Consider the following 19,670-nt stretch of genomic DNA (forward strand, 5'->3'; position numbering starts at 1 on the left):
GGGTAAATGAGCCTTAACAAAGCAATTCGGTACAATTGACAGGGGAGGAATTGGGCATGGATAAAAAAGAAAACAAACGCATTGGATTATTTGATGCGCAAGCACAAGTGCTGATTACAGTCGGTGAACTCAAAGCAGTAGGATACGAAGAAGAGGAACTGTATTTAGTATCAAAACATGACGAACAAATAGAGTTGCTAATCACGCACACAGCTGTCCATGTGGATACACAAGACCGGGACAATTTCAAAGGCAAAGTCATTGCTTTTTTAGCCGGCGATGACATCACAAAAGATGCCTTTAACCGGATGGGATTGAGCGCGGAAGAAACAGATTATTATTTCCAGCAGGTTGAGAATGGTAGACTCCTCCTTTACACAAGCAGCGAACCCTTGTCTGCACTTCAATCCGAACCCTCTTCGCCAGCTGAACAAACAAATAAAGCTATTGCTACTGAAGAACAACGCCTTGCCTTACACGAAGAACGGCTAAGCATTGATAAAGAAAAAGTTCAGACAGGGGAAGTCCAAGTTCATAAAAAAATGGTCGAAGAAGACAGAGAAATTCAAGTACCTGTAGAGCGCGAGGAAATCGTCATTAACCGACGTCCCATTACTGAAGAAACAGCTAATGAAAAAAGTGAACATACATTAACACCGCAGCAAGCGTATGAAAAAGGCGATGCCATTTACATTCCGCTGTCCGAAGAACGTTTAGATATTGGCAAAAAGAAAGTCATTCGAGAAGAAATTGTCATTGGCAAACGTACTGTTCAAGACGTAGAGGTTGTCAAAGAGACGGTCCGTCGAGAAGTAGCCGATGTTGAAGAAACTGGAGTTGTTCATAAGGTAGAAAAACCATAAAAACAAGGCAGCCTTATTGGCTGCCTTGTTTTTGATAACTTACATAATTGTCGTTAGAACCGCGGCAATAATGGCCACAATGACTCCAATAAACACGATCCCAGGAAGAACAATGATGAAAAACCCTTTCCAAGCAGAAAGTCTATGTGCTTCTCCTACAGCTTTACACTGAACAACAAACGTCCAAATAGACACTACCCCTAAAACAAGGAAAAAAATCATTGACAGTAGATTCGTGTCTTCAAATGGCAGTTGGTCAGACTCTACAAAATAAGTTTCCGGAAATACGAGCATCCAAAATAACAGAAGTGGAAAAAGCCAGATTTGTGGAATTTGTCCTGTTAAAATTGCACGAAACATTTCAGTATATGTAGCTTCGCCTTTAAATAACCGACCTACTAACAAATAAATACCAGCTCCAATCGCGGTACTTACTACAGCCCCAATCGGTCCACCTAGTAACGCTAGCAAAAGAATTCCCCATACAGGAAGAAATAGCTCTGAATCCAGGCTACTGAGAAGACCTCCCACAAAGCCTGACAACACGATTAATAAAAAACTAAAATTAGACTCTTTTTCTTCAATCACATATCGAACGGTCTCGCGCGGACGTGTCCAAATAGCCGTAAACGGATTCAAATTATCTTGGTACTCTGTCGTTTTCAATTGATCTCCACCTTTTTTTATACTCTCTCTATTCAAACATATTGGAATAATAATGTAAATATTAGAAAATACAGCCATCATAAGAGTTTATTCAACCTACGCGGTGTTAAGCATTCTTCTCGCAAACATCGGTGTAACCGGATTGAATAGTTAAAGCAGTCGATATCCGCCATGCTATACTGACATTATTCACTCGCGAAAGGATGATTTCATTGTCAAAACTCACACATTTTAATGCCCAAGGACGTGCCAAGATGGTCGACGTCTCCGACAAGAAAGACAGTGTCCGCACAGCGCGTGCGACTACTTCTGTCTTGTTAAACAAAGCAATTTATCAACAAATTAAAGAGGGTACCAATAAAAAAGGCGATGTTTTTGCAGTTGCTCAAGTAGCTGGCATTATGGCAGCTAAAAACACTTCACAAATCATTCCGATGTGTCATCCATTAGCACTTAGTGGAGTCGATATTGAATTTGAATGGAATGTTGATGAAGAAAAAAACCATTTCGAAGTGTTGTTGACCGTTGCCGTAAAAACAAAAGGACCTACAGGGGTTGAAATGGAAGCCCTTACCGCCGCTTCTGCCGCAGCACTGACGATTTATGATATGTGCAAAGCTTCTGGCAAAGAAATGGTCATTGGACCGACGATGTTGCTTGAGAAAACTGGCGGGAAATCTGATTATGCGCGTGATTAAATTGTTACTTTATGAATTTAAAAACCCTGTGGTAATGTCATTCAACTGACAATGCCACAGGGTTTTTCAATCAGTGATTATGAACGTGATTAATGTTTCGTCAATTCCGAGTAAATATGCTTAATCTCCGGTAAAATCAATCGCTCCATCGCCAGCTTTACAGCGCCGCGAGATCCTGGCAATACAAAAATGGCTTTGTCATTGGCTACTCCTGCTGCCGCTCGGCTAAGAAGTGCTTTAGTGCCGACATCTTCAGTGAAGCTTACGTAACGAAAGAGTTCTCCAAATCCGGATATTTCTTTTTCAAACAGCGACTGAACAGCTTCTAAAGTGACATCGCGTTTCGCTATTCCCGTTCCACCAGTTGTAATAATCGCATCTATATCATCTTGCTCCAACCAGTCAGAAATCCTTAATCGAATGCTTGCAATATCATCCTGAACGATCGCATAATCCCTAACTTCTAGCGCATTATCTTTAGCCATTTTCTGTACGAGCTGACCCCCAGTATCCGTTTCTTCTGTCCGGGTGTCACTAACAGTTAATACTGCAATGCGCACTTGATGGTCTGTGTGAAACGTTTCCGACATCCAATCTCCCCTTTCTGATTAGCCAAATACTTGGTGATATAATTTCCGACCTTCTGCTATATTGTGAACGCCGTGAATTAGCAAGCGGCCATTACCGAACAAGACCATGCGATGATTGAATACTTTCAGTTCAACAAAATAAGGCGTTCTTTTTACACCAGCTGCTAATCGGTTGCCGACCTTTTCGGCGTCGTCTAACGTAATCGGACGGTTCGCATCAGGTAAAATTTGAACAGCATCGCGTCCGCATAAAACGGCATAAGAACTTGAGACTGTTTCATTAAGTGACGGGAATACCGCATCTTCTCCGCACGTTTTGCAGTTAGGATCTTTAATGCGCGATACGCCAATATCCATTTGACTATTGTCCCATAAGTTGAAATGATGAATTTTTTTACGCATTGCACCACGGTTGCCACTCAACCACTTTAAAGCTTCTGTACATTGAAGCGCTGCTGTCACTTGAACAGCTGGAGAGATAATACCGACTGTATCACATGTTTCATTAATGGCTGGAAGAATGGGTATTAAGCAACGAAAGCATGAGCTTTCTCCCGGCACAAATGGAAATACGACTCCTGAACTGCCAACACAAGCACCGTATATCCAAGGCACGCCAAATTTCACAGAAGCATCGTTGATCAACAAACGTGTTTCAAAATTATCCGTCGCATCCAAGATCAAATCACTGACTGCTGCCAACTTTTCCATACCTGCTGCATCGAGATGTTCTAAATAGGTGATTAACTGCAAATCGCTGCGAATGGCTTTTAGTCTTTGCTCAGCCGCTGCCACTTTTGGCATCATTTGCCGCGCATCTTCTTCCGTAAATAATTGCTGGCGCTGCAAATTGGATACTTCAACGTAATCACGATCGACCAAATGAATCGTTCCAATACCAGCTCGTGTCAAGGTTTCTGCAATCGCTGAACCTAAAGCTCCGCAACCAACAATGGTAACGGTCGCAAGTGATAAGTGTTGCTGCCCCGACTCACCAAGCGGTTTGAATAAGACTTGTCTTGAATAACGTTCATCCACTGTGATTCCCACTTTCTAGCCGCTTGATCTCTCAAACGATCTTATCTATCTTATAATTCTAAGCGTACCGTTTCTTCAGTCATCTGTCCTTTTTCAATTCTCATAATACGGTCGGCTAATTTTTCAGCATCCGCAATTCGGTGTGTTACGAAAATAATGGGAATCTGCCACTTTTCGTGAATTCGCAACAGTTCATTTTGACAGCGGTCACGATTGGCATCGTCCAATGCTGAAAAAGGTTCATCCAACAATAAAATATCTGGTTGTGCGGCTAACGAACGCGTCAATGCGACACGCTGTTTTTCGCCACCTGAAATTTGGTGTGGGTATTTTCCTAACAAACCTGTAATGCCAAGAATTTTCGTTAATTCCGTAATATGTGCAATAGCGCTTTCTCTTGGCACTGCGTAAAGAATGTTTTGTTCTACGGTCAAGTGCGGAAATAGTGCATAGTCTTGAAATAAATAACCAACTTTGCGCTTTTGTATTTTTAGTGGCTTTTGATCATCGCTATAAAATTTTCGTTCATTCAATGAAATTTCACCAACATCCGGATGGACAATACCTGCGATGCAGTTTAATAGCGTCGTCTTACCCGAACCAGAAGAGCCAACCAATGCTAAAATTTCCTTATCCAATCTAAATTGCATCGTTAAACTAAAATGCTCTAATTGCTTTTTGAAATCCACTTGCAGCATTTGCTCATTCCCTTCCAATTCGTACAGCGGTTTTTTTACGCCAATAGTTCACCCACGTAATTGCAGCTACTCCGAGTGACGACACAATCAATACCCAAAACAAAGCTTTTTCCATATCGCCTGCTTCATAAGCAAAATAAATAGCCAGTGGTATAGTCTCTGTTACCCCTGGAATATAGCCGGCAATCATTAGCGTCGCACCAAATTCACCGATGCCACGTGCAAAAGCCAAGATTAATCCGGCCAAAATACCCGACCAAGCAAGCGGAAACGTAATGGTCCGAAAAATTCGCCATTCAGAAACGCCCATAGTTCGCGCTACGTTTTCCCAGCGCGGATCTACTTTTTCGAAAGCAGCCAAAACACTTTGATACATAAGCGGCAACGACACAACAAACGAAGCAATTGCTGCACCAATCCATGTAAACACTACGCGAAAGCCGAACCACTGTTCAAGTAACATACCTAGTGGCCCATTTACGCCAAATAACACAATTAACCCAAAGCCAATTACTGTCGGTGGCAATACTAAAGGCAATAGGATCAACGCTTCAAGAAAACTTTTGCCGAAAAAATCACGTCTCGTCATAAAGCGAGCCAGCGCAAGACTCACGACAAACACAAATAACGTTGAAATCACTGCGACTCTGAGCGATAACCAAAGTGGAGACAAATCATAAGCCATCATGGCGTTTCTCCAGCTGGGGGCATAAATCCATATTCTTTAAGAATGGCTTGCCCTTTTGAACTGGTGACAAACTCTAAAAAAGCAGTTGCTGCAGGCTGATTTGCGGAATCTGCAACGACTGCTCCTGGGTAGATAATAGGGTCTGTCTGCCCTGGCACTTCAAGTGTCCCACTTATTTCCCGGGAAATAACCGCATCTGATGAGTAAATAATTCCGAGTTCTGCATTTCCGCTTTCCACATAAGTAACGACTTGACGAGCATCTTTTGCATAAATTAGACGAGCACTAAGGGAGTTCCACAAGTTTTCGTTTTCTAATGCTTTTTTTGAATAGGCGCCAAGGGGAACACTGTCAGGTTCTCCAATCGCAATCTTTTCTTCTGTATTCAAGACGAGTTCTTGAAAATCAGTTGTTTCCGGAAATTCTTCTAATGACGCTAAAACGAGCTGATTTTCAGCAAACGGCTTGATGCTATCTTCATCTATTAGCTGTTGGGATTCCAGTAATTCCATATCTGTTTCACTAGCTGACAAAAACAAGTCGGCCGGTGCGCCTTGTTCAATTTGGCTTCTCAACTTACTAGATGAGCCATAATTGAAGGTCAGCTCAATATTCGGTTCGATTTCATGAAATTGCAGTTCCATTTCTTTCAGTACATCTGTCAGACTAGAGGCTGCTGAAACTAACAATTTTTCGTCATTTGCCGAAGTATTGCTACAACCACTCATCAACAAAGCCAAGCTTATAAGACCCATCGTTTTTTTCATTTTAAGGACTCCTCATGCATTAAAGTAGAGCTCAGCTATTCCAGTGAAGCTTCTGTACTTACAGTATAACTTCCGTAGCAGAGAAGCTGAATCATTTTCCGAACAAACTTTAGAAAGAACATCCCTCCCAGCTTGTAGACAAAAGAATAGTAATTCATTGTCTCGTATTTATGTGGGATCCTCCGCATCAAACGGACGCTTTCCGCGGACGAAGCGCTGAGCCCACGGAAAGCGAAGTGGTTAGCCCGCTTGGAAGTTATACACCGCTATTCACTTTAATGAGACTTTTTCTACAGTCTGATCCCTCCCGCTCTTTTGGGAGATATTTAGGTTAGAATAGAGAATGAGAATCGTATCTATATTTATATTGGAGGAGTTACAATGAAGTTTGGCATTATCGGCACAAATTGGATTACCGACCGATTTATTAAAGCGGCTAAAGAGCATCCTGAGTTTACACTTGGAGCTGTATATTCCAGAAAGTTAGAAACTGGCACCGCATTTGCAGAAAAATACACGATTGAAAACGTCTATACCGATATGGCGGCTATGTTCAGCAGCGGACAGATTGAAGCGGTTTATGTCGCGTCACCTAATGCTATGCATGCCGAGCAAAGCATATTGGCGATGAAGCACGGCATTCATGTTCTTTGTGAAAAACCGGCTGTTACATCAATTGAAGAAATGGATCAAATTATTGAAGCTTCAAGAACATACAAAACCACTTATATGGAAGCGATGAAATCAACATTGGTTCCTTCTTTTTTGAACTTGAAGAAAAATATCGATAAAATCGGACCAATTCGTCGCTTTGTGTTTCATTATAACCAATATTCTTCACGTTACGATAAATACAAAGAGGGCATTATTGAAAATGCCTTTAAGCCTGAACTTGGCAATGGTTCTAAAATGGATTTAGGCGTTTATTGCATCGCGCCGATTATTCATTTGGTTGGTGTCCCTGATTCAGCAATGAAAAATCAATTACTATTATCGACAGGTGCCGATGGGCAAGGCAGCATGATTTGGAACTATGCGGATATGGAAGCGGTTATTATGTATTCGAAGATTTCGGATTCTTTTCTGCCAAGTGAAATTCAAGGCGAGAATGGAACGATTGAAATCGACCGCATCAGTGATCCGAAAAATATCCTTATTAAGTATAGAGACGGTCAGACTGAAGACTTGTCTGTAGCGCATAATTTTGACTCGATGTATTATGAGTTGGCAGAGTTTATCAGCTGTGTGAAAAACGAGCAGTTAGAATCAACGATCAACACACATGCTATTTCTCGTGAAGTGACGAAGTTGTTGGCGTAGAGAGCAAAGAAGAAAGCGCTCCAGGCGGACGCTTTCCGGGGGGCCGGCTTCAGCCGCTTCCCTCGCTCCGCTCAGTCCAGGGTCTTCAGCTCGTCCTGTTCCCCCTGGAGTCGCCGCCTTTCGCACTTTCTTCTGAGTATGTTGTATTTAGACATATAGCAGAAGAAATAGAGTAGCTTTAATTTTGAAGAATAGCTTATTCAATTAAACAGCAAAGGACGTGCCTTATGATAAATGGAATTATATTTGATTTTGACGGATTGATTTTTGACACAGAAACACATCAGTATCAACTTCTTCAAGAAATGTTTGCCGAGTATAATAGCGAATTGCCACTAGGTATGTGGCAAAATGAAGTAGGTACAGATGGTTCGTTTTCACCGTTCCATTATATGGAGCAGCAAATTGGTAAGCCCGTAGAACATGAGTTACTAAACAAACAATATAAAGAAAGATTTCTTTCTGTTTTGTCTAAAGAAAAACCACGCGATGGTGTCGTTGAGTACTTGGAAACAGCAAAAGAAATGGATTTGAGAATTGGTTTGGCATCGAGTTCTAGTTATCGCTGGGTTTCGGGTCATTTAAAACGCCTAGATCTGTATGATTACTTTCAGTGTATCCGAACATCGGACCATGTTGAAAAAGTAAAACCCGATCCTGCTTTATATCTACAAGCAGCCGAGCATTTGGATTTAGCTCCTGAGACATGTCTTGTTTTTGAAGACTCGGCTCATGGTGCCACAGCGGCAAAACGCGCGGGTATGAGTTGTGTAGTGGTGCCGAACAAAATCACAAGCACAATGAATTTTGGTCACGTAGAGCACCGCCTGGATTCGATGGCGGATATGCCGTTGAAAGATCTTTTAGACTTTGTAGCGACTGTAAAAGTAAAACAGTAAGATTCGAAAAGATGGTTCAGGCGAAATGCCTGAACCATCTTTTTATTTTTTCATCGTATATTTCCGAATCGCTGGCAAAATTTCTGTACCAATCAAGTCGATATTGCGCTTTAAGCGGTCAATCGGCACGCCACCAAAATCCATTTGCGCGATATAGCGTTGATGACCAAACAGTTCATGTTGGTAAAGGATTTTTTCGATAATTTGCTGGGGACTGCCGATGTTCATGACGCTATCCATTTGTGCACCGTGCATGAATGCCGCTTGTGGGTAACCTTGTCCATTGGTTTTTCGCATCCCTTTATCCACATGTGGATAAACTTCTTCCATGGCTTGTTGAGTTGTTGCGGCCACGTTGAAAAACCCAGCAGTCGCAACAGGTAACGCAGAGGGACTAAAGCCACTTTCTTCCGCGGCTTCGCGGTAAGCATCAATCGTATGTTTGAATGTTTCTGCAGGACCGCCGAGCGTCGCAAGCATCATCGGCACACCCGCATGCCCTGCTTTAATCGCACTTGCTGGGTGTCCACCAACCGCACGCCAAATGGGAAGCGAACCTGTAAGCGGACGCGGAATAACTTGTGCGCTACGTAACGGAGCACGAAACTGCCCGCTCCAATCGACCGTTTCTTCTTTGTTGATTTTTAGCAGTAACTCAAATTTCTCTTCATACAATTCTTCGTAATAACGGATGTCGTAGCCAAGCAAGTCAAATAATCCAACACGCGACGCTCGCCCCGCAATAATTTCTGCGCGGCCATTTGAAATCAAATCGATGGTCGCGAAATCTTCAAACACACGTACCGGATCTGACGTGCTAATAATAGTAGAAGAGCTAGAGATTTTGATATTTTTCGTTGCTTGCGCAATCGCCGCGAGTACCACCGTATGCGCTTGAGTGGCAAAATATTCTTGATGGCTTTCACCGACACTGAAAAAGTCGAGTTCCGCTTGATCTGCTAGTTCTGCCAAGCCAATGATTTCTTGAATGCGCTCTCTTGCAGAAATCCGCTGCCCAGTATGCGGGTCTGGCAGATGATCTCCCAAAGTATAAATACCAAATTCCATGCCTTTGTCTGGATTGATGCGGTACTGTTCCATATCCACTGTCCTTTCTATTCCTTGAATCATATTTATACTTTTTGTTTTATTTGTGTAGCAGCAATCGCAAAATAGGTACCGGGTTCCTCTGAAAAGATTACGCGTTCAAAATGAGCGTTAATTCCAGCGTTACCTATTAGTTACCCATAGAAAACTACACGCATTTTGCGCTGTCAAATTCATAGAAAATCTAGTCGTCTTCTCCACACATAAGATAAGCGTATTCAACTTCCGTTACTTGGTCTTTTGTGTCTAAGTCATAGCTCCATTCCAAATAGCGCAGGCCATCGGAGTTCAAATGTTTTTTAGCATTTTTCATTACCGTGAGTAAATCATTTTTATCCGTAAAATAAGAAATTACGTCATGAATAAATACCAAATCAAAATCGCGCCCTGCGTCGATGATCCCCATTTCGCTTTGCATATGAAGACAATCTGGGTTCAACTCCCGACTCACTTCCAACATATTTGGTGACAAGTCCGTCAAAGTCATTGAAAAAAACTTTTTAAAGTAAAAAGTATTGCTGCCACCAGTTGGCCAAGTCCTTGTACAGTTTCACGCGAATCACCCTTTCGCTTTTTTATCATTATATAACTTGGCAAGAAGATTGTACTCTAGTTGATTTTCTCCATAAAAAAGACTTTCCTTATGATAGGAAAGTCGAGTAATAAAAGCTTATCGTGCATTTATGCTATTATTTTAGCTCGTTCTGCAATTGTGCCTTCTTTACCAGAGATGATCCCTGCAATCAAGATAACAATAGATATCAACATCAAGAATAACAGTGGCAATGTCCAACCGCTGCCGATATCGTACAAGACGCCTGCAAAAACAGGACCAATAGCTGCCAGCATATAACCAAATGATTGAGCCATCCCTGACAATTCCACTGCTTCTTTTGCATCTTTCGTTCTTAGTGTAAAGAATATCATCGAAAGACTAAATCCACTTCCCCCAGCAACTCCGAGACACACGGCCCACAACGGCACCAACATCATACTCCCAAAAAGCAAGCCCGAAAATCCGGTCATAAACAACAAAGCTGTAGCAATCGCAAGACCGACTTGATTTTTTAACTTCTCAGCAATCACGGGAACTACGAACGTAGTCGGAATAATGGCCGCTTGCATTAGAAAGACCATCCATCCGGCAGAACCGGCATTGTACCCAATCGTGTTTAGTATATCTGGCATCCAGGCGACTAAGGTATAAAAGACTAAAGACTGTCCTCCCATAAAAAGAGTGACACTCCAAGCAAGCGGGGATCGCCATAACTTGGTTTTTTGTTTTGGTTGTATCGGTGCTTTTGACACGGCTCCTTGCTGTTTGCGCAATTGCGGAAGCCACACGATTAAGGCAATGGTGGCAAGTAATCCCCAAATCCCAAGCGCACCTTGCCACCCCATATTACCGATACCAGAAATCGGTACACTTAAACCAGAGCCTAACGCACCGAATATATTCATAAAGACTGCATATATACCCGTCATGACGCCGATTCGATAGGGAAAATTCATTTTGATAATTCCCGGGATCAACACATTTCCTATAGAAATCGCCAATCCGATGAGAAGTGTTCCGATAAACAGAAAACCAATTCCCGTTACAGACCTTATGGCAATTCCGATAATTAGAAACACCATGGATAAGGCGATTGTCCATTGCATGCCAATACGATTTGCGATTTTCGGTGCAAAGGGAGAAAGCACAGCAAAAGCGATTAAAGGCAATGTCGTAACCAATCCTGCGACCGCATTGCTTATGGCAAGATCTTCACGGATAAACGACATTAACGTACCCACCGACGTGATCGGCACACGTAAATTTGCTCCAATTAACACAATACCAATCAACAATAACCATCCAGCTTTTTCAGTATTGTTTATTTCTGTTTGTTTCTTCATACAAATCCTCCAGCAGCTTACTTTTATATTCTTTCGAACCATCTAGTTCATCGTTTTGACGTATACGTTTGCACTTGTCACCCGTTAAAAAATGATGGAATGACTAGCACCTTGGATATTGTAGCGCTAAAAAACAAGATTGTATATCGATAGAATATATTCTCACAAATCAAACGAGTAGGATATGCCGGTAGATTATGTCTTGTATCTTGCAATATCATTTTCAAAACAAAAAAATCTCTCCTTGAATAAGGAGAGATGACCGTCAATCTACTTCTTTAACGACTGTGTGCGCATAAAGATCATGTGGGTATTTTTCACCTTTGTAACTATCGTAGCGTGCTCGATTTTTCACATACATGAAGGCACCTATCGTATCTCGGTGCACGATGTGTTTGAGAATTTGTTCTGCGCTTAGCTCACCACCGGCTTCATCTTTTAACGCAATGCCTATCGTTTTCTGTCCGATTGTTTGCCCGTTCACTCGTAGCTGCGCATACTCAAGCCCCCAGAAAACTAATGAAGGCGAAACTATCTGGTGAAAAAACGGACTTTTTATTCTCTTTTTTAATAACAGTTCTGCGCCCAATGACACAGTCGCAGCAATCACCGAATCGATCAACAACGCTTTGGCTCTCTTTTTCGTTACCCTATACATAGTCATTACCCTCCCGTTGTAAGTAATAAAGCAAAAATTAGTCCAACAAATACTGTTTCAGTCCAATCATACCAATAGCGCTCTTTGTCTCTATGGAGCACCCACTCTTCAAGCCCTGTAACAACTGTTTGGAGAACAAAGAGACCTGCTAAAGGACTGATCTGGACAGCTAAAGAAAGTTCTGTAAAATCTAGTTCTGCAATTATATACATACACGCGTAAATAAAACCGATGAAAATAACTCCTTGCAAAATCAGTACGTAACGATTTTTGTCTTCGTGAAAAATACTTCTCGAACCTCTTTTGATTCCACGCTTTTTCTTTAAATATACGTCCGAGAAAAGAAAATAAGAAATGACAAGAACAAATAACCCCATATACATCACAACTTCCATATGCAAGCACTCCTCTACCTGTTAAAATTCTACAAAAGAGACGATTTCACCTGCTACTTATTTTTCTACGTGATTGGAGGCATATGCATTGGAGACGGATACAGATTCACTTGTCACTTTCCTCATTGCGTTTGGTGTACCCATTGCAATGATGACATGGGCTTATTTCAAAATGAACGCGACTGACCAACAGTCTGTAAAGTCTGATTTTACATCGCCAAAATTCCTAGTAAGTATGGGCTCTTTTGCTTTAGGGGCTTTTCTTATCGAATTCAGTGATACCTTTGCTGTTCCCATGATCAAAACAATGGGCCTTGTGTTACTGATTATAGGTGGCATTGGTTCAAGCATTGTCACATGGAAAGCTAGTAAAGTCAGAAGCTTACTAATTCTCGGTTTGTTTGCCCTTATGGTTTTTTTCCATGTTAGCTAAACCACTCGTTCGTTTGTCTATAGCTTTTTAAGGGAACTAGTCACTTAATAACTTTACTCTAAAAAGGAGTGCTACCCGTGATTTTTTTGATTGTCTGGCTACTACTAATCGGCTATGCTGTTTTTCTAGCACCTGGTGGCGAAACAGATCCAATCTTGTCGAGCATATTCAGTGGCGACCTCGGTGCCATTGATCCGCTCGTGCTCGCTGTTTTTAATTCACTTGGTTTGTTTCCAATGATGTTTGTAACGATTTTATTGTTAAACGATCGTCAAAAATGGCCGGCGTGGCCGTTTGCACTGCTGTCTTTTGGTATCGGTGCTTTTTCACTCTTACTGTATTTCGCTTTTGGCAATCGACACACCGACAGAAAATTACGGACTCCCGACTGGCTTGCTCGCTTTCTTGCTTCCCGCTTTTGGCTGGTTGTGCTTATGGTGTTTTGGTTAATCAATGGCCTGACATTATTGCAGGGGTTTTCATTAGCTGCTTACCGCGAAGCTTTTTTCGCATCAAGCTTGGTATCTGTCATGACTGTTGACTGGTTTGTGCTATGGGGCTTATCCGTCTATGCTACTTATCATTTTTACCCACACGCGAAACTCAAAGCGCTCGCTTGGATTCCAATTATTGGACCCGTACTCGTATTGTTTGTAAACAAAAAAACAAAATAAAAAGCCGTTACGCAAATTGCAGCGCACCGGCTTTTTATTTTTTTTTACTGAGCTGTTAGTCCACCATCAACAAGAAACTCTGAACCAGTAGAGTAGCTTGCATCGTCAGAAGCTAAGAATAATACCATGTTCGAAACTTCTTCAGATTGCGCAACGCGCTTCATTGGAATTGTTTTTGAAAATGCTTCTACAGCTGCTTTTGTATCTTCTTGAACAACCATTGGCGTTGCGATAACGCCTGGGTGTACAGAGTTTACACGAATACCGTAGTTTGCGCATTCAAGTGCTGCTGCTTTTGTCATGCCGCGAACTGCGAATTTTGTATCTGTGTAACCGATTGCTCCACCAACCATCCCGTTCATAGAAGAAATGTTGACGATCGAACCGCCGCCTACTTTTTGCATAGCTGGAATGACTGTTTTCATTCCAAGGAATACAGATACTTGGTTAATGTCTACAATGCGACGGTATTCTTCTTCTGTCGTTTGTAAGATTGATTTTGCCATCGTAATACCGGCGTTGTTAACCAATACGTCTACTTGACCGAATGCTTTTTCAGTTTCTGCTACTACTGTTGCCCAGTCTTCTGCGTTTGTGACGTTTTGCTTAACGAATAATGCATTGTCTCCAAGTTCTTTCGCTAGCGCTTCGCCTTTTTCTACGTTTAAGTCCGTAATTACCACTTTTGCGCCTTCTTCGATAAATTTCTTCGCATGTGATGCACCCATACCTTGTGCCGCACCCGTAATAATTGCTACTTTGTCTTGTAATCTTGCCATTTTCTATTCCTCCTGTGGTTTTGCTGGAAAACGATTCATAATTAAACTACACTTGTAAGTTAACAGATAAATATTCAGTTTGTCCAATGAAAAGATTCCGTGTCATACTTAAGTCATAAATGGCTTCATTTTCTAGATACAAAAGGAGGAACATAAGGTGAACAGCACAGAAGACCGCCGTATCCTGCGAACACAAAAAAAGTTAAAAACAGCCTTATTGTATTTATTGAAAGAAAAAGAACTGAAACAACTGACTATTACAGAAGTCGCGAAACGCGCAGACTGTAACCGGGTGACGTTCTACTCACATTATAAGGATTTGAACGACTTGCTCGCAGCTATCGTGACAGATCACTTGGAGAGTCTCGCGAGTTATTTCCGTAAGAGCTTTCAGGATCTTAAGCGCTTTTCTTCAACCGACATACAGCGCCATTTGCCGATTTTCGAACACATTTACCAACACCAATTTATCTTCCAACTGATTATTAAAGGAGAAGTACTGCCTGGTTCACAAAATCAATTTTGTGAAACCCTCATTCAGATATCCGCTACAGAGCTGCAATTGGAAGAAACAAGCGACTTAGAAATTCCCACACTCAATTATTTTATGACTTACGGTAGCTTAGGTTTTTTCTTTTATTGGATCCAGCAAGATTTTAAAGATTCTCCCAAAATCATGGCGGGTAAACTTGCGCAACTTCATGGCAAAATGTATGACGGTTCGGTAGTGTTGGATAACTAGTCCACATGAGAATGAATAGTAGTGTATACTTCCAAGCGAGCTGACCACTTCGCTTTCCGTGGGCTCAGCCCGCTTAGAAGCAGGCGGCTTTAATCAAAGAGAGCAGACTATTTATCCGTTTCTTACTTAGAGATGCTGAATACGTGTAGCCCTGACACTCCAGGATTCGAAGGGCAAAGCGGCGAAGGACAAAGAGGTGCTCCTGCCGGATAGCGAAGCGACGAAATCCACTCGGGCGATTAGCCAGAGTTAGTTCGGGGCAAGCCCGCGGAAAGCGACCGACTGGAGTGCAGAATCCGGTATAAACAAGAGAAAAGAATATTCATTCTCTACTGATTATGCTTATGCTTTCGTCATAGCGAGATCTCTTTTAAAAGTTTGCAAGCGTCCATTTCACAACTTCAACCAACCCAACTAGCGACAAGACAAAAACAAGATTTAAAACTAAGCTAATAACAGATCGTTGCGTATTTCTAACATAACCCCATTCAAGAACAGCCTGGAACAATGCTACTATTCCAAAAAACAATAAGACATTTATGTAATTGATCGTTACCTCGTTTATCGACAAAAGTATAAGTACAATCAAGCTCGTGACAAGGATCCATCCTACCCATCGCTCGATTTTCTTTACGGACGCTGCTTTTCGGTCTACTCCGTGCTTTTCTCTATTCGCTGGAGCAAGAAGCCAATAAACAGCAGAAGAGCACCAAGTCCAATTAGTATTAACGCCTCCATTTCACTCTACCTCCTCAAAAAATCAATTTGCCCGAAATTTTTTCATCTACTGGCTTACTTGTAAGGAAGCCATCGTCATGAAAACGACCAAGGTCACTGCTACGATTGAAAAGTACAGAAGTGACGCCTGATACTTTCGAGATCCTTTTAAATACTTCCATTCTAAAATAATTTGCATGGCACTCCCCACAAAAAAAATACAAAATACCCAAAAGAAAAATCTTTCTAATGAACCTTGGAACATTAAAGCTATGGCAATGATTGCAGCTACAGTCAGCAGACCATTCCAACGCTCGAATTTGTTAACCGGGACTCCCGCATGTAATTCTTTATCAATCCCAAAGCGCTTTTTCAAAAATATTCTTAAAAAATGAAAGCCGAAAATAACGACTAGCCAAACAAACAAAAAACTTGTATCCATATCTCGCACCTCCTAACCGCTTGTCTATTCTACGAACGAAAAGAATTGAGGTTTCGGTTTTTTCTGCTCTTTAATTTAGTGGATAGTGAAGGAGAAGTTGTTTAGGGATTGGACCTAACCTTGAATATGTGGATGATTTCACGTAGAAACGGGGATAACTATGTCATTTTGTCATTCTCTGCCACTTATCCACATGTGGACAAATACGTTAGAAATTTACGACAAACTTTCAACATAACTAAAAACAATTTGAAAGAAAAATTCTTTTTAGTGTGAAAAATCGGCTATCCGGGTATTTTAATCTTACTACAAGAAATGGAATTTCAAAACGACACTAGCTAGAGTTAATGAGAAAGAGGTGGACATGATGGAGCAAGATAAAAACAAGAATGCTTTTAGCCATGCAGCTTCCTGGTTTACAAAATGGGTGCTGAACAACAAAGCGGTAGCTATACTGATTATTGTTTTGTTGATTTTAGTAAACTTGCTACTGTTACCAAAAGTTAGTTTTATATTCCGGCCATTCACTGCTTTTTTCGATGTCATGGGGCTGCCATTAATCATGGCGGGGGTCTTTTATTACTTGCTTAATCCACTCGTTAATTGGATGGAAACGAAAAAATTCCCACGCTCGGCTAGTATTTTAATTGTCTTTGTAGTGATTGCTGGGTTGCTCGCTTGGGGCATTGCAACATTGATTCCGATTATCCGAGAACAGACAATAAGTTTACTTGAAAACTGGCAAGACTATTTGAATACCTTTGTCTCTCAAATCGATAGCTTTTTCCAAAGTAATTTGCTGTCACAACTGCAAACGCAGCTAACGGGAGGAACAGAGAACTTATCCACGTCCATTACTAGTCAAGCAGATAATGTGGTGGGGACGACCGTGACTGGCCTCGGTAGTGTCTTTGGCGTCTTGTCGACAACGTTACTCGCTATCATCACGACTCCATTTATTCTTTTTTACTTGCTGAAAGACGGCCACCATCTGCCTTATCACATTATGAAGCTCGTGCCTTCGCATATGCGTGAACATAGCTACCTGTTGTTGCGCGAAATGAACTTGCAGATTAGCCAGTATATCCGAGGACAATTGATTGTCGCCTTTTTTGTTGGACTGATGTTCTGGATTGGTTTTAGCATCATTGGACTCAAATACGCGTTAACCCTAGGTGTACTGGCGGGCATTTTGAACTTGATTCCTTTTCTTGGATCCTTTATCGCTTTCGTTCCTATCGTTATTATCGCGATTGTCGTCCATTCGCCGTTTATGCTCGTTAAAGTACTGATTGTCTTTTTTATCGAACAAACTTTAGAAGGGCGCGTTATTCAACCGCTTATACTTGGCAGTAATTTACAAATTCACCCTGTTACCATCATTGCGGTTTTGTTGACTGCGGGAAATCTCTTTGGTATTTTCGGCGTCATTCTCGGAATTCCGGCCTACGCCGTCCTTAAAGTAATTTTGAGTCATCTGTTCACCTGGTACAAGTCCTACACCGGATTATATGCAGATACTTACAATCCAGCACCAGAGCCGCCCATTTCAGAAAAGAAAAAGAAAAAACAGCTTAGCTTAAAAAGAAAATTACGATAAGAAAGAGCTACCGAATCCCTCGATTCGGTAGCTCTTTTAGTTAATAAAAATCAGCTTGTATGATACTTGCTAATGATTTCTTTAGCACCACTTTATCGCTATCTGAGAGAAATTGCAGCACTGACTCATTTAGCTGTTCAGTCGTTGCTTCTACGTCTTGTTGAATCGCTTTCGACTTTTTCGTGGTGGCCACTAAAATGTTTCGGCGGTTTTCAGGATCGATTGAGCGTTCGATAAAGCCTGCTTTTTGCATTTTATCTAAAATCCCAGACACCGTCGAAGCTTCCAAATGCATCATGGCACCAATTTGTTTAGGAGACATTTTGCCTTTTCTCCATAAACAATTTAACACCCCATATTGAGCTGGGGTTAAGTCGTATTCTTCTAATAGCTTACTAAAGTGTTTAAACACCTTGTTTTGGCTAATACTCAGTAAGTAGTTAATACACTCATTTAGTTCCATTTGATCTCCTCCATCTTGACAATATCCATCTTATCATGTTAGGTTTTGTATTCAAATAGTTTTGTTGCAGAACTATTCTGTAGAAACAACAAATAGAGAGGGGCAATTATTTATGAATCCGTTTAAAGCAATTCGAGTTAATGAACAAAATACTGAAGTCACTTATGATTTAGAAGAGGTCACCATCGACCAACTCTCAGAAGGTGAAGTCTTAATCAAAGTTGCCTACTCCTCCATCAATTATAAAGATATGTTAGCTGTTCAAAAAAATACCGGCGTGATCCGCAATTATCCGATGACACCAGGAATCGATTTGAGCGGAACAATCCTTGAGTCGACAGATTCACGTTTCAAAAAAGGGCAAGAAGTCATCGTTACAGGCTTTGCCATGGGCATGAGCCACACAGGCGGTTTCTCAGAATACGCACGTGTCCCTGCAGATTGGATTGTCCCATTGCCTGGTAACTTGAGCTTAAAGGACGCGATGGTCTTCGGAACAGCTGGATTTACTGCAGCACTTTCTATTGGTGCGTTGGAAAAGAGCGGAATGGACGCAGCGAACCATCCCGAAATTTTGGTTACCGGTGCAACAGGCGGAGTCGGCAGTATCGCACTTCAGATTTTATCGAAAATGGGCTTCCAAAACATTTCGGCACTTGTTCGGAAAGACAACCAAGTTGAAGTCGCAAAATCACTTGGCGCAACAAACGTCGTTTTCGCAGATGACTTAGGTGAATTGCAAAAGCCATTAAACAAAACACGTTTTGATTATGTGGTCGATACAGTCGGTGGAGATGTTGCCGCTGTACTCATTCCTCAACTTGCTTACGACGGCAGTATGAGCATGTGTGGCAACGCTGGTGGCTTGCAAATCACGACTACGGTCTTGCCCTTTATCTTGAGAGGTGTAAGCTTGCTTGGTATCGATTCGGTGAACGTACCGATTCACAAGCGTGGAGCTATTTGGGAGAAGATGGCCAACGAATGGAACATCACCCAAACGACTTTAACGGATGAAGTAACGCTTGAAGAATTGCCTCAGACGATTGAAGCGATTAAAAACGGCCAGCATTTAGGAAGAACGATTGTGAAGTTGTAGGATTTTCAGGGAAAACAGCATAAAAAAGAAGGGTTGTCTCAAAAGGTCATAAAAAATGACTTTTGGTGACAGCCCTTTTATTGTTCTCGATAAGACCGGCTAATTTTCATTGTGGCGGACGCTTTCCGCGGGCACGGCCTCTGCCGCTTCCTTCGCTCCACTCAGTCCAGTGGCTCCAGCTCGTGCTGTTCCCGCAGGAGTCGCCGCCTTCATTTCAATCAGCCTATTCTCAAATGGAGATAAAGTAAAAATTAATAAAGTAAAATCAAGCATTAATCGTACTTATAGAGACTCACGAGACAGCAGTTTTTTATGTAAGCACATTTTTTACCCGCTGCTTTCCAGTCATGCAAATCACGTATCTAGTCACCGATTACTGTACTCATTGCCGGCAGTGGTGAATCTAAATACGTGTCTTCCCTTTGCAAGAGCTGA

The 19,670-nt window shown here is 41.7% G+C and carries 24 protein-coding genes; 9 read left to right on the top strand and 15 right to left on the bottom strand.

What is annotated here, in order from left to right; all coding sequences use genetic code 11:
* Positions 1 to 56: 56 nt before the first annotated feature.
* A complete protein-coding gene (locus FQ085_RS05355; protein ID WP_058384150.1) occupies positions 57 to 863 on the top strand; it encodes a DUF2382 domain-containing protein in 807 nt (268 codons plus the stop codon).
* A gap of 39 nt (positions 864 to 902) precedes the next feature.
* On the opposite strand, the gene FQ085_RS05360 is transcribed toward FQ085_RS05355, so the two are convergent.
* On the bottom strand, positions 903 to 1,529 hold the full coding sequence (locus FQ085_RS05360; RefSeq protein ID WP_188074710.1) for a Yip1 family protein: 627 nt from the start codon (positions 1,527 to 1,529) through the stop codon (positions 903 to 905).
* Between the two features lie 212 nt (positions 1,530 to 1,741).
* Here FQ085_RS05360 and moaC point away from each other — a divergent pair, with 212 nt between their 5' ends.
* Positions 1,742 to 2,227 (top strand): cyclic pyranopterin monophosphate synthase MoaC, encoded by a 486-nt coding sequence (gene moaC / locus FQ085_RS05365; RefSeq protein ID WP_058384148.1) that lies wholly within the window; start codon positions 1,742 to 1,744, stop codon positions 2,225 to 2,227.
* 89 nt (positions 2,228 to 2,316) lie between these two features.
* On the opposite strand, the gene FQ085_RS05370 is transcribed toward moaC, so the two are convergent.
* Genes FQ085_RS05370 through modA form a run of 5 tightly spaced genes read right to left on the bottom strand, consistent with a single transcriptional unit; the run spans position 2,317 to position 6,008 of the window.
* Positions 2,317 to 2,817 (bottom strand): MogA/MoaB family molybdenum cofactor biosynthesis protein, encoded by a 501-nt coding sequence (locus tag FQ085_RS05370; protein WP_058384147.1) that lies wholly within the window; start codon positions 2,815 to 2,817, stop codon positions 2,317 to 2,319.
* Positions 2,818 to 2,835: 18 nt separating this feature from the next.
* Positions 2,836 to 3,855: a ThiF family adenylyltransferase gene (locus FQ085_RS05375; protein ID WP_149456149.1), complete on the bottom strand. Its 1,020-nt coding sequence runs from the start codon at positions 3,853 to 3,855 to the stop codon at positions 2,836 to 2,838.
* 50 nt (positions 3,856 to 3,905) lie between these two features.
* Positions 3,906 to 4,553, bottom strand: a complete 648-nt coding sequence (locus tag FQ085_RS05380) for an ATP-binding cassette domain-containing protein (protein WP_149456093.1) — start codon at positions 4,551 to 4,553, stop codon at positions 3,906 to 3,908.
* Between the two features lie 4 nt (positions 4,554 to 4,557).
* On the bottom strand, positions 4,558 to 5,241 hold the full coding sequence (gene modB, locus FQ085_RS05385) for a molybdate ABC transporter permease subunit (protein ID WP_058384144.1): 684 nt from the start codon (positions 5,239 to 5,241) through the stop codon (positions 4,558 to 4,560).
* Positions 5,238 to 6,008, bottom strand: coding sequence for a molybdate ABC transporter substrate-binding protein (modA, locus tag FQ085_RS05390; RefSeq protein ID WP_149456094.1), 771 nt, complete (start codon positions 6,006 to 6,008; stop codon positions 5,238 to 5,240). The genes modB and modA overlap by 4 nt, the downstream gene beginning before the upstream one ends.
* Positions 6,009 to 6,389: 381 nt before the next feature.
* On the opposite strand from modA, the gene FQ085_RS05395 reads away from it, so the two are divergent.
* Both FQ085_RS05395 and FQ085_RS05400 read left to right on the top strand, forming a co-directional pair.
* Positions 6,390 to 7,328: a Gfo/Idh/MocA family protein gene (locus tag FQ085_RS05395; protein WP_149456095.1), complete on the top strand. Its 939-nt coding sequence runs from the start codon at positions 6,390 to 6,392 to the stop codon at positions 7,326 to 7,328.
* A 227-nt stretch (positions 7,329 to 7,555) separates the two neighbouring features.
* Positions 7,556 to 8,227 (top strand): HAD family hydrolase, encoded by a 672-nt coding sequence (locus tag FQ085_RS05400; RefSeq protein ID WP_058384141.1) that lies wholly within the window; start codon positions 7,556 to 7,558, stop codon positions 8,225 to 8,227.
* 42 nt (positions 8,228 to 8,269) lie between these two features.
* Here FQ085_RS05400 and FQ085_RS05405 read toward each other — a convergent pair whose 3' ends face one another.
* From FQ085_RS05405 to FQ085_RS05425, 5 genes are all read right to left on the bottom strand, one after another.
* Positions 8,270 to 9,328, bottom strand: a complete 1,059-nt coding sequence (locus FQ085_RS05405; protein ID WP_058386825.1) for an LLM class flavin-dependent oxidoreductase — start codon at positions 9,326 to 9,328, stop codon at positions 8,270 to 8,272.
* A 190-nt stretch (positions 9,329 to 9,518) separates the two neighbouring features.
* A complete protein-coding gene (locus FQ085_RS05410) occupies positions 9,519 to 9,821 on the bottom strand; it encodes a methyltransferase domain-containing protein (RefSeq protein WP_149456096.1) in 303 nt (100 codons plus the stop codon).
* A gap of 194 nt (positions 9,822 to 10,015) precedes the next feature.
* Positions 10,016 to 11,233: a CynX/NimT family MFS transporter gene (locus FQ085_RS05415; protein WP_149456097.1), complete on the bottom strand. Its 1,218-nt coding sequence runs from the start codon at positions 11,231 to 11,233 to the stop codon at positions 10,016 to 10,018.
* Between the two features lie 265 nt (positions 11,234 to 11,498).
* Positions 11,499 to 11,891 (bottom strand): RDD family protein, encoded by a 393-nt coding sequence (locus FQ085_RS05420; RefSeq protein WP_149456098.1) that lies wholly within the window; start codon positions 11,889 to 11,891, stop codon positions 11,499 to 11,501.
* Positions 11,892 to 11,896: 5 nt separating this feature from the next.
* Positions 11,897 to 12,286, bottom strand: a complete 390-nt coding sequence (locus FQ085_RS05425) for a DUF4181 domain-containing protein (protein WP_149456099.1) — start codon at positions 12,284 to 12,286, stop codon at positions 11,897 to 11,899.
* Between the two features lie 88 nt (positions 12,287 to 12,374).
* On the opposite strand from FQ085_RS05425, the gene FQ085_RS05430 reads away from it, so the two are divergent.
* Both FQ085_RS05430 and FQ085_RS05435 read left to right on the top strand, forming a co-directional pair.
* Positions 12,375 to 12,719, top strand: coding sequence for a hypothetical protein (locus FQ085_RS05430; RefSeq protein WP_058384136.1), 345 nt, complete (start codon positions 12,375 to 12,377; stop codon positions 12,717 to 12,719).
* A gap of 77 nt (positions 12,720 to 12,796) precedes the next feature.
* On the top strand, positions 12,797 to 13,393 hold the full coding sequence (locus FQ085_RS05435; protein WP_149456100.1) for a hypothetical protein: 597 nt from the start codon (positions 12,797 to 12,799) through the stop codon (positions 13,391 to 13,393).
* A 44-nt stretch (positions 13,394 to 13,437) separates the two neighbouring features.
* On the opposite strand, the gene FQ085_RS05440 is transcribed toward FQ085_RS05435, so the two are convergent.
* The gene (locus FQ085_RS05440) at positions 13,438 to 14,172 is read right to left on the bottom strand and encodes a glucose 1-dehydrogenase (protein ID WP_058384134.1); all 735 of its coding nucleotides are present in this window, start codon (positions 14,170 to 14,172) and stop codon (positions 13,438 to 13,440) included.
* A gap of 157 nt (positions 14,173 to 14,329) precedes the next feature.
* Between FQ085_RS05440 and FQ085_RS05445 the strand changes: the two genes are divergently transcribed.
* Positions 14,330 to 14,914, top strand: a complete 585-nt coding sequence (locus tag FQ085_RS05445) for a TetR/AcrR family transcriptional regulator (RefSeq protein WP_058384133.1) — start codon at positions 14,330 to 14,332, stop codon at positions 14,912 to 14,914.
* Positions 14,915 to 15,284: 370 nt separating this feature from the next.
* Here FQ085_RS05445 and FQ085_RS18420 read toward each other — a convergent pair whose 3' ends face one another.
* Together FQ085_RS18420 and FQ085_RS05455 are read right to left on the bottom strand one after the other, a co-directional pair.
* Positions 15,285 to 15,539 carry a DUF4181 domain-containing protein gene (locus FQ085_RS18420; RefSeq protein WP_149456150.1) on the bottom strand — a complete coding sequence of 85 codons (255 nt, stop codon included), beginning with the start codon at positions 15,537 to 15,539 and terminating at the stop codon, positions 15,285 to 15,287.
* Positions 15,540 to 15,698: 159 nt separating this feature from the next.
* Positions 15,699 to 16,073, bottom strand: coding sequence for a DUF4181 domain-containing protein (locus FQ085_RS05455; protein WP_149456101.1), 375 nt, complete (start codon positions 16,071 to 16,073; stop codon positions 15,699 to 15,701).
* Positions 16,074 to 16,440: 367 nt separating this feature from the next.
* On the opposite strand from FQ085_RS05455, the gene FQ085_RS05460 reads away from it, so the two are divergent.
* Entirely contained in the window at positions 16,441 to 17,673 is a 1,233-nt protein-coding gene (locus FQ085_RS05460; RefSeq protein ID WP_058384130.1) for an AI-2E family transporter, read from the top strand.
* 40 nt (positions 17,674 to 17,713) lie between these two features.
* Here FQ085_RS05460 and FQ085_RS05465 read toward each other — a convergent pair whose 3' ends face one another.
* The gene (locus FQ085_RS05465; protein ID WP_149456102.1) at positions 17,714 to 18,136 is read right to left on the bottom strand and encodes a MarR family winged helix-turn-helix transcriptional regulator; all 423 of its coding nucleotides are present in this window, start codon (positions 18,134 to 18,136) and stop codon (positions 17,714 to 17,716) included.
* A 112-nt stretch (positions 18,137 to 18,248) separates the two neighbouring features.
* Between FQ085_RS05465 and FQ085_RS05470 the strand changes: the two genes are divergently transcribed.
* Positions 18,249 to 19,235, top strand: a complete 987-nt coding sequence (locus FQ085_RS05470) for a YhdH/YhfP family quinone oxidoreductase (protein WP_058384128.1) — start codon at positions 18,249 to 18,251, stop codon at positions 19,233 to 19,235.
* Positions 19,236 to 19,670 lie beyond the last annotated feature (435 nt).

The organism is Planococcus sp. ANT_H30 (assembly GCF_008369335.1).
Taxonomy (GTDB): Bacteria; Bacillota; Bacilli; order Bacillales_A; family Planococcaceae; genus Planococcus; species Planococcus kocurii.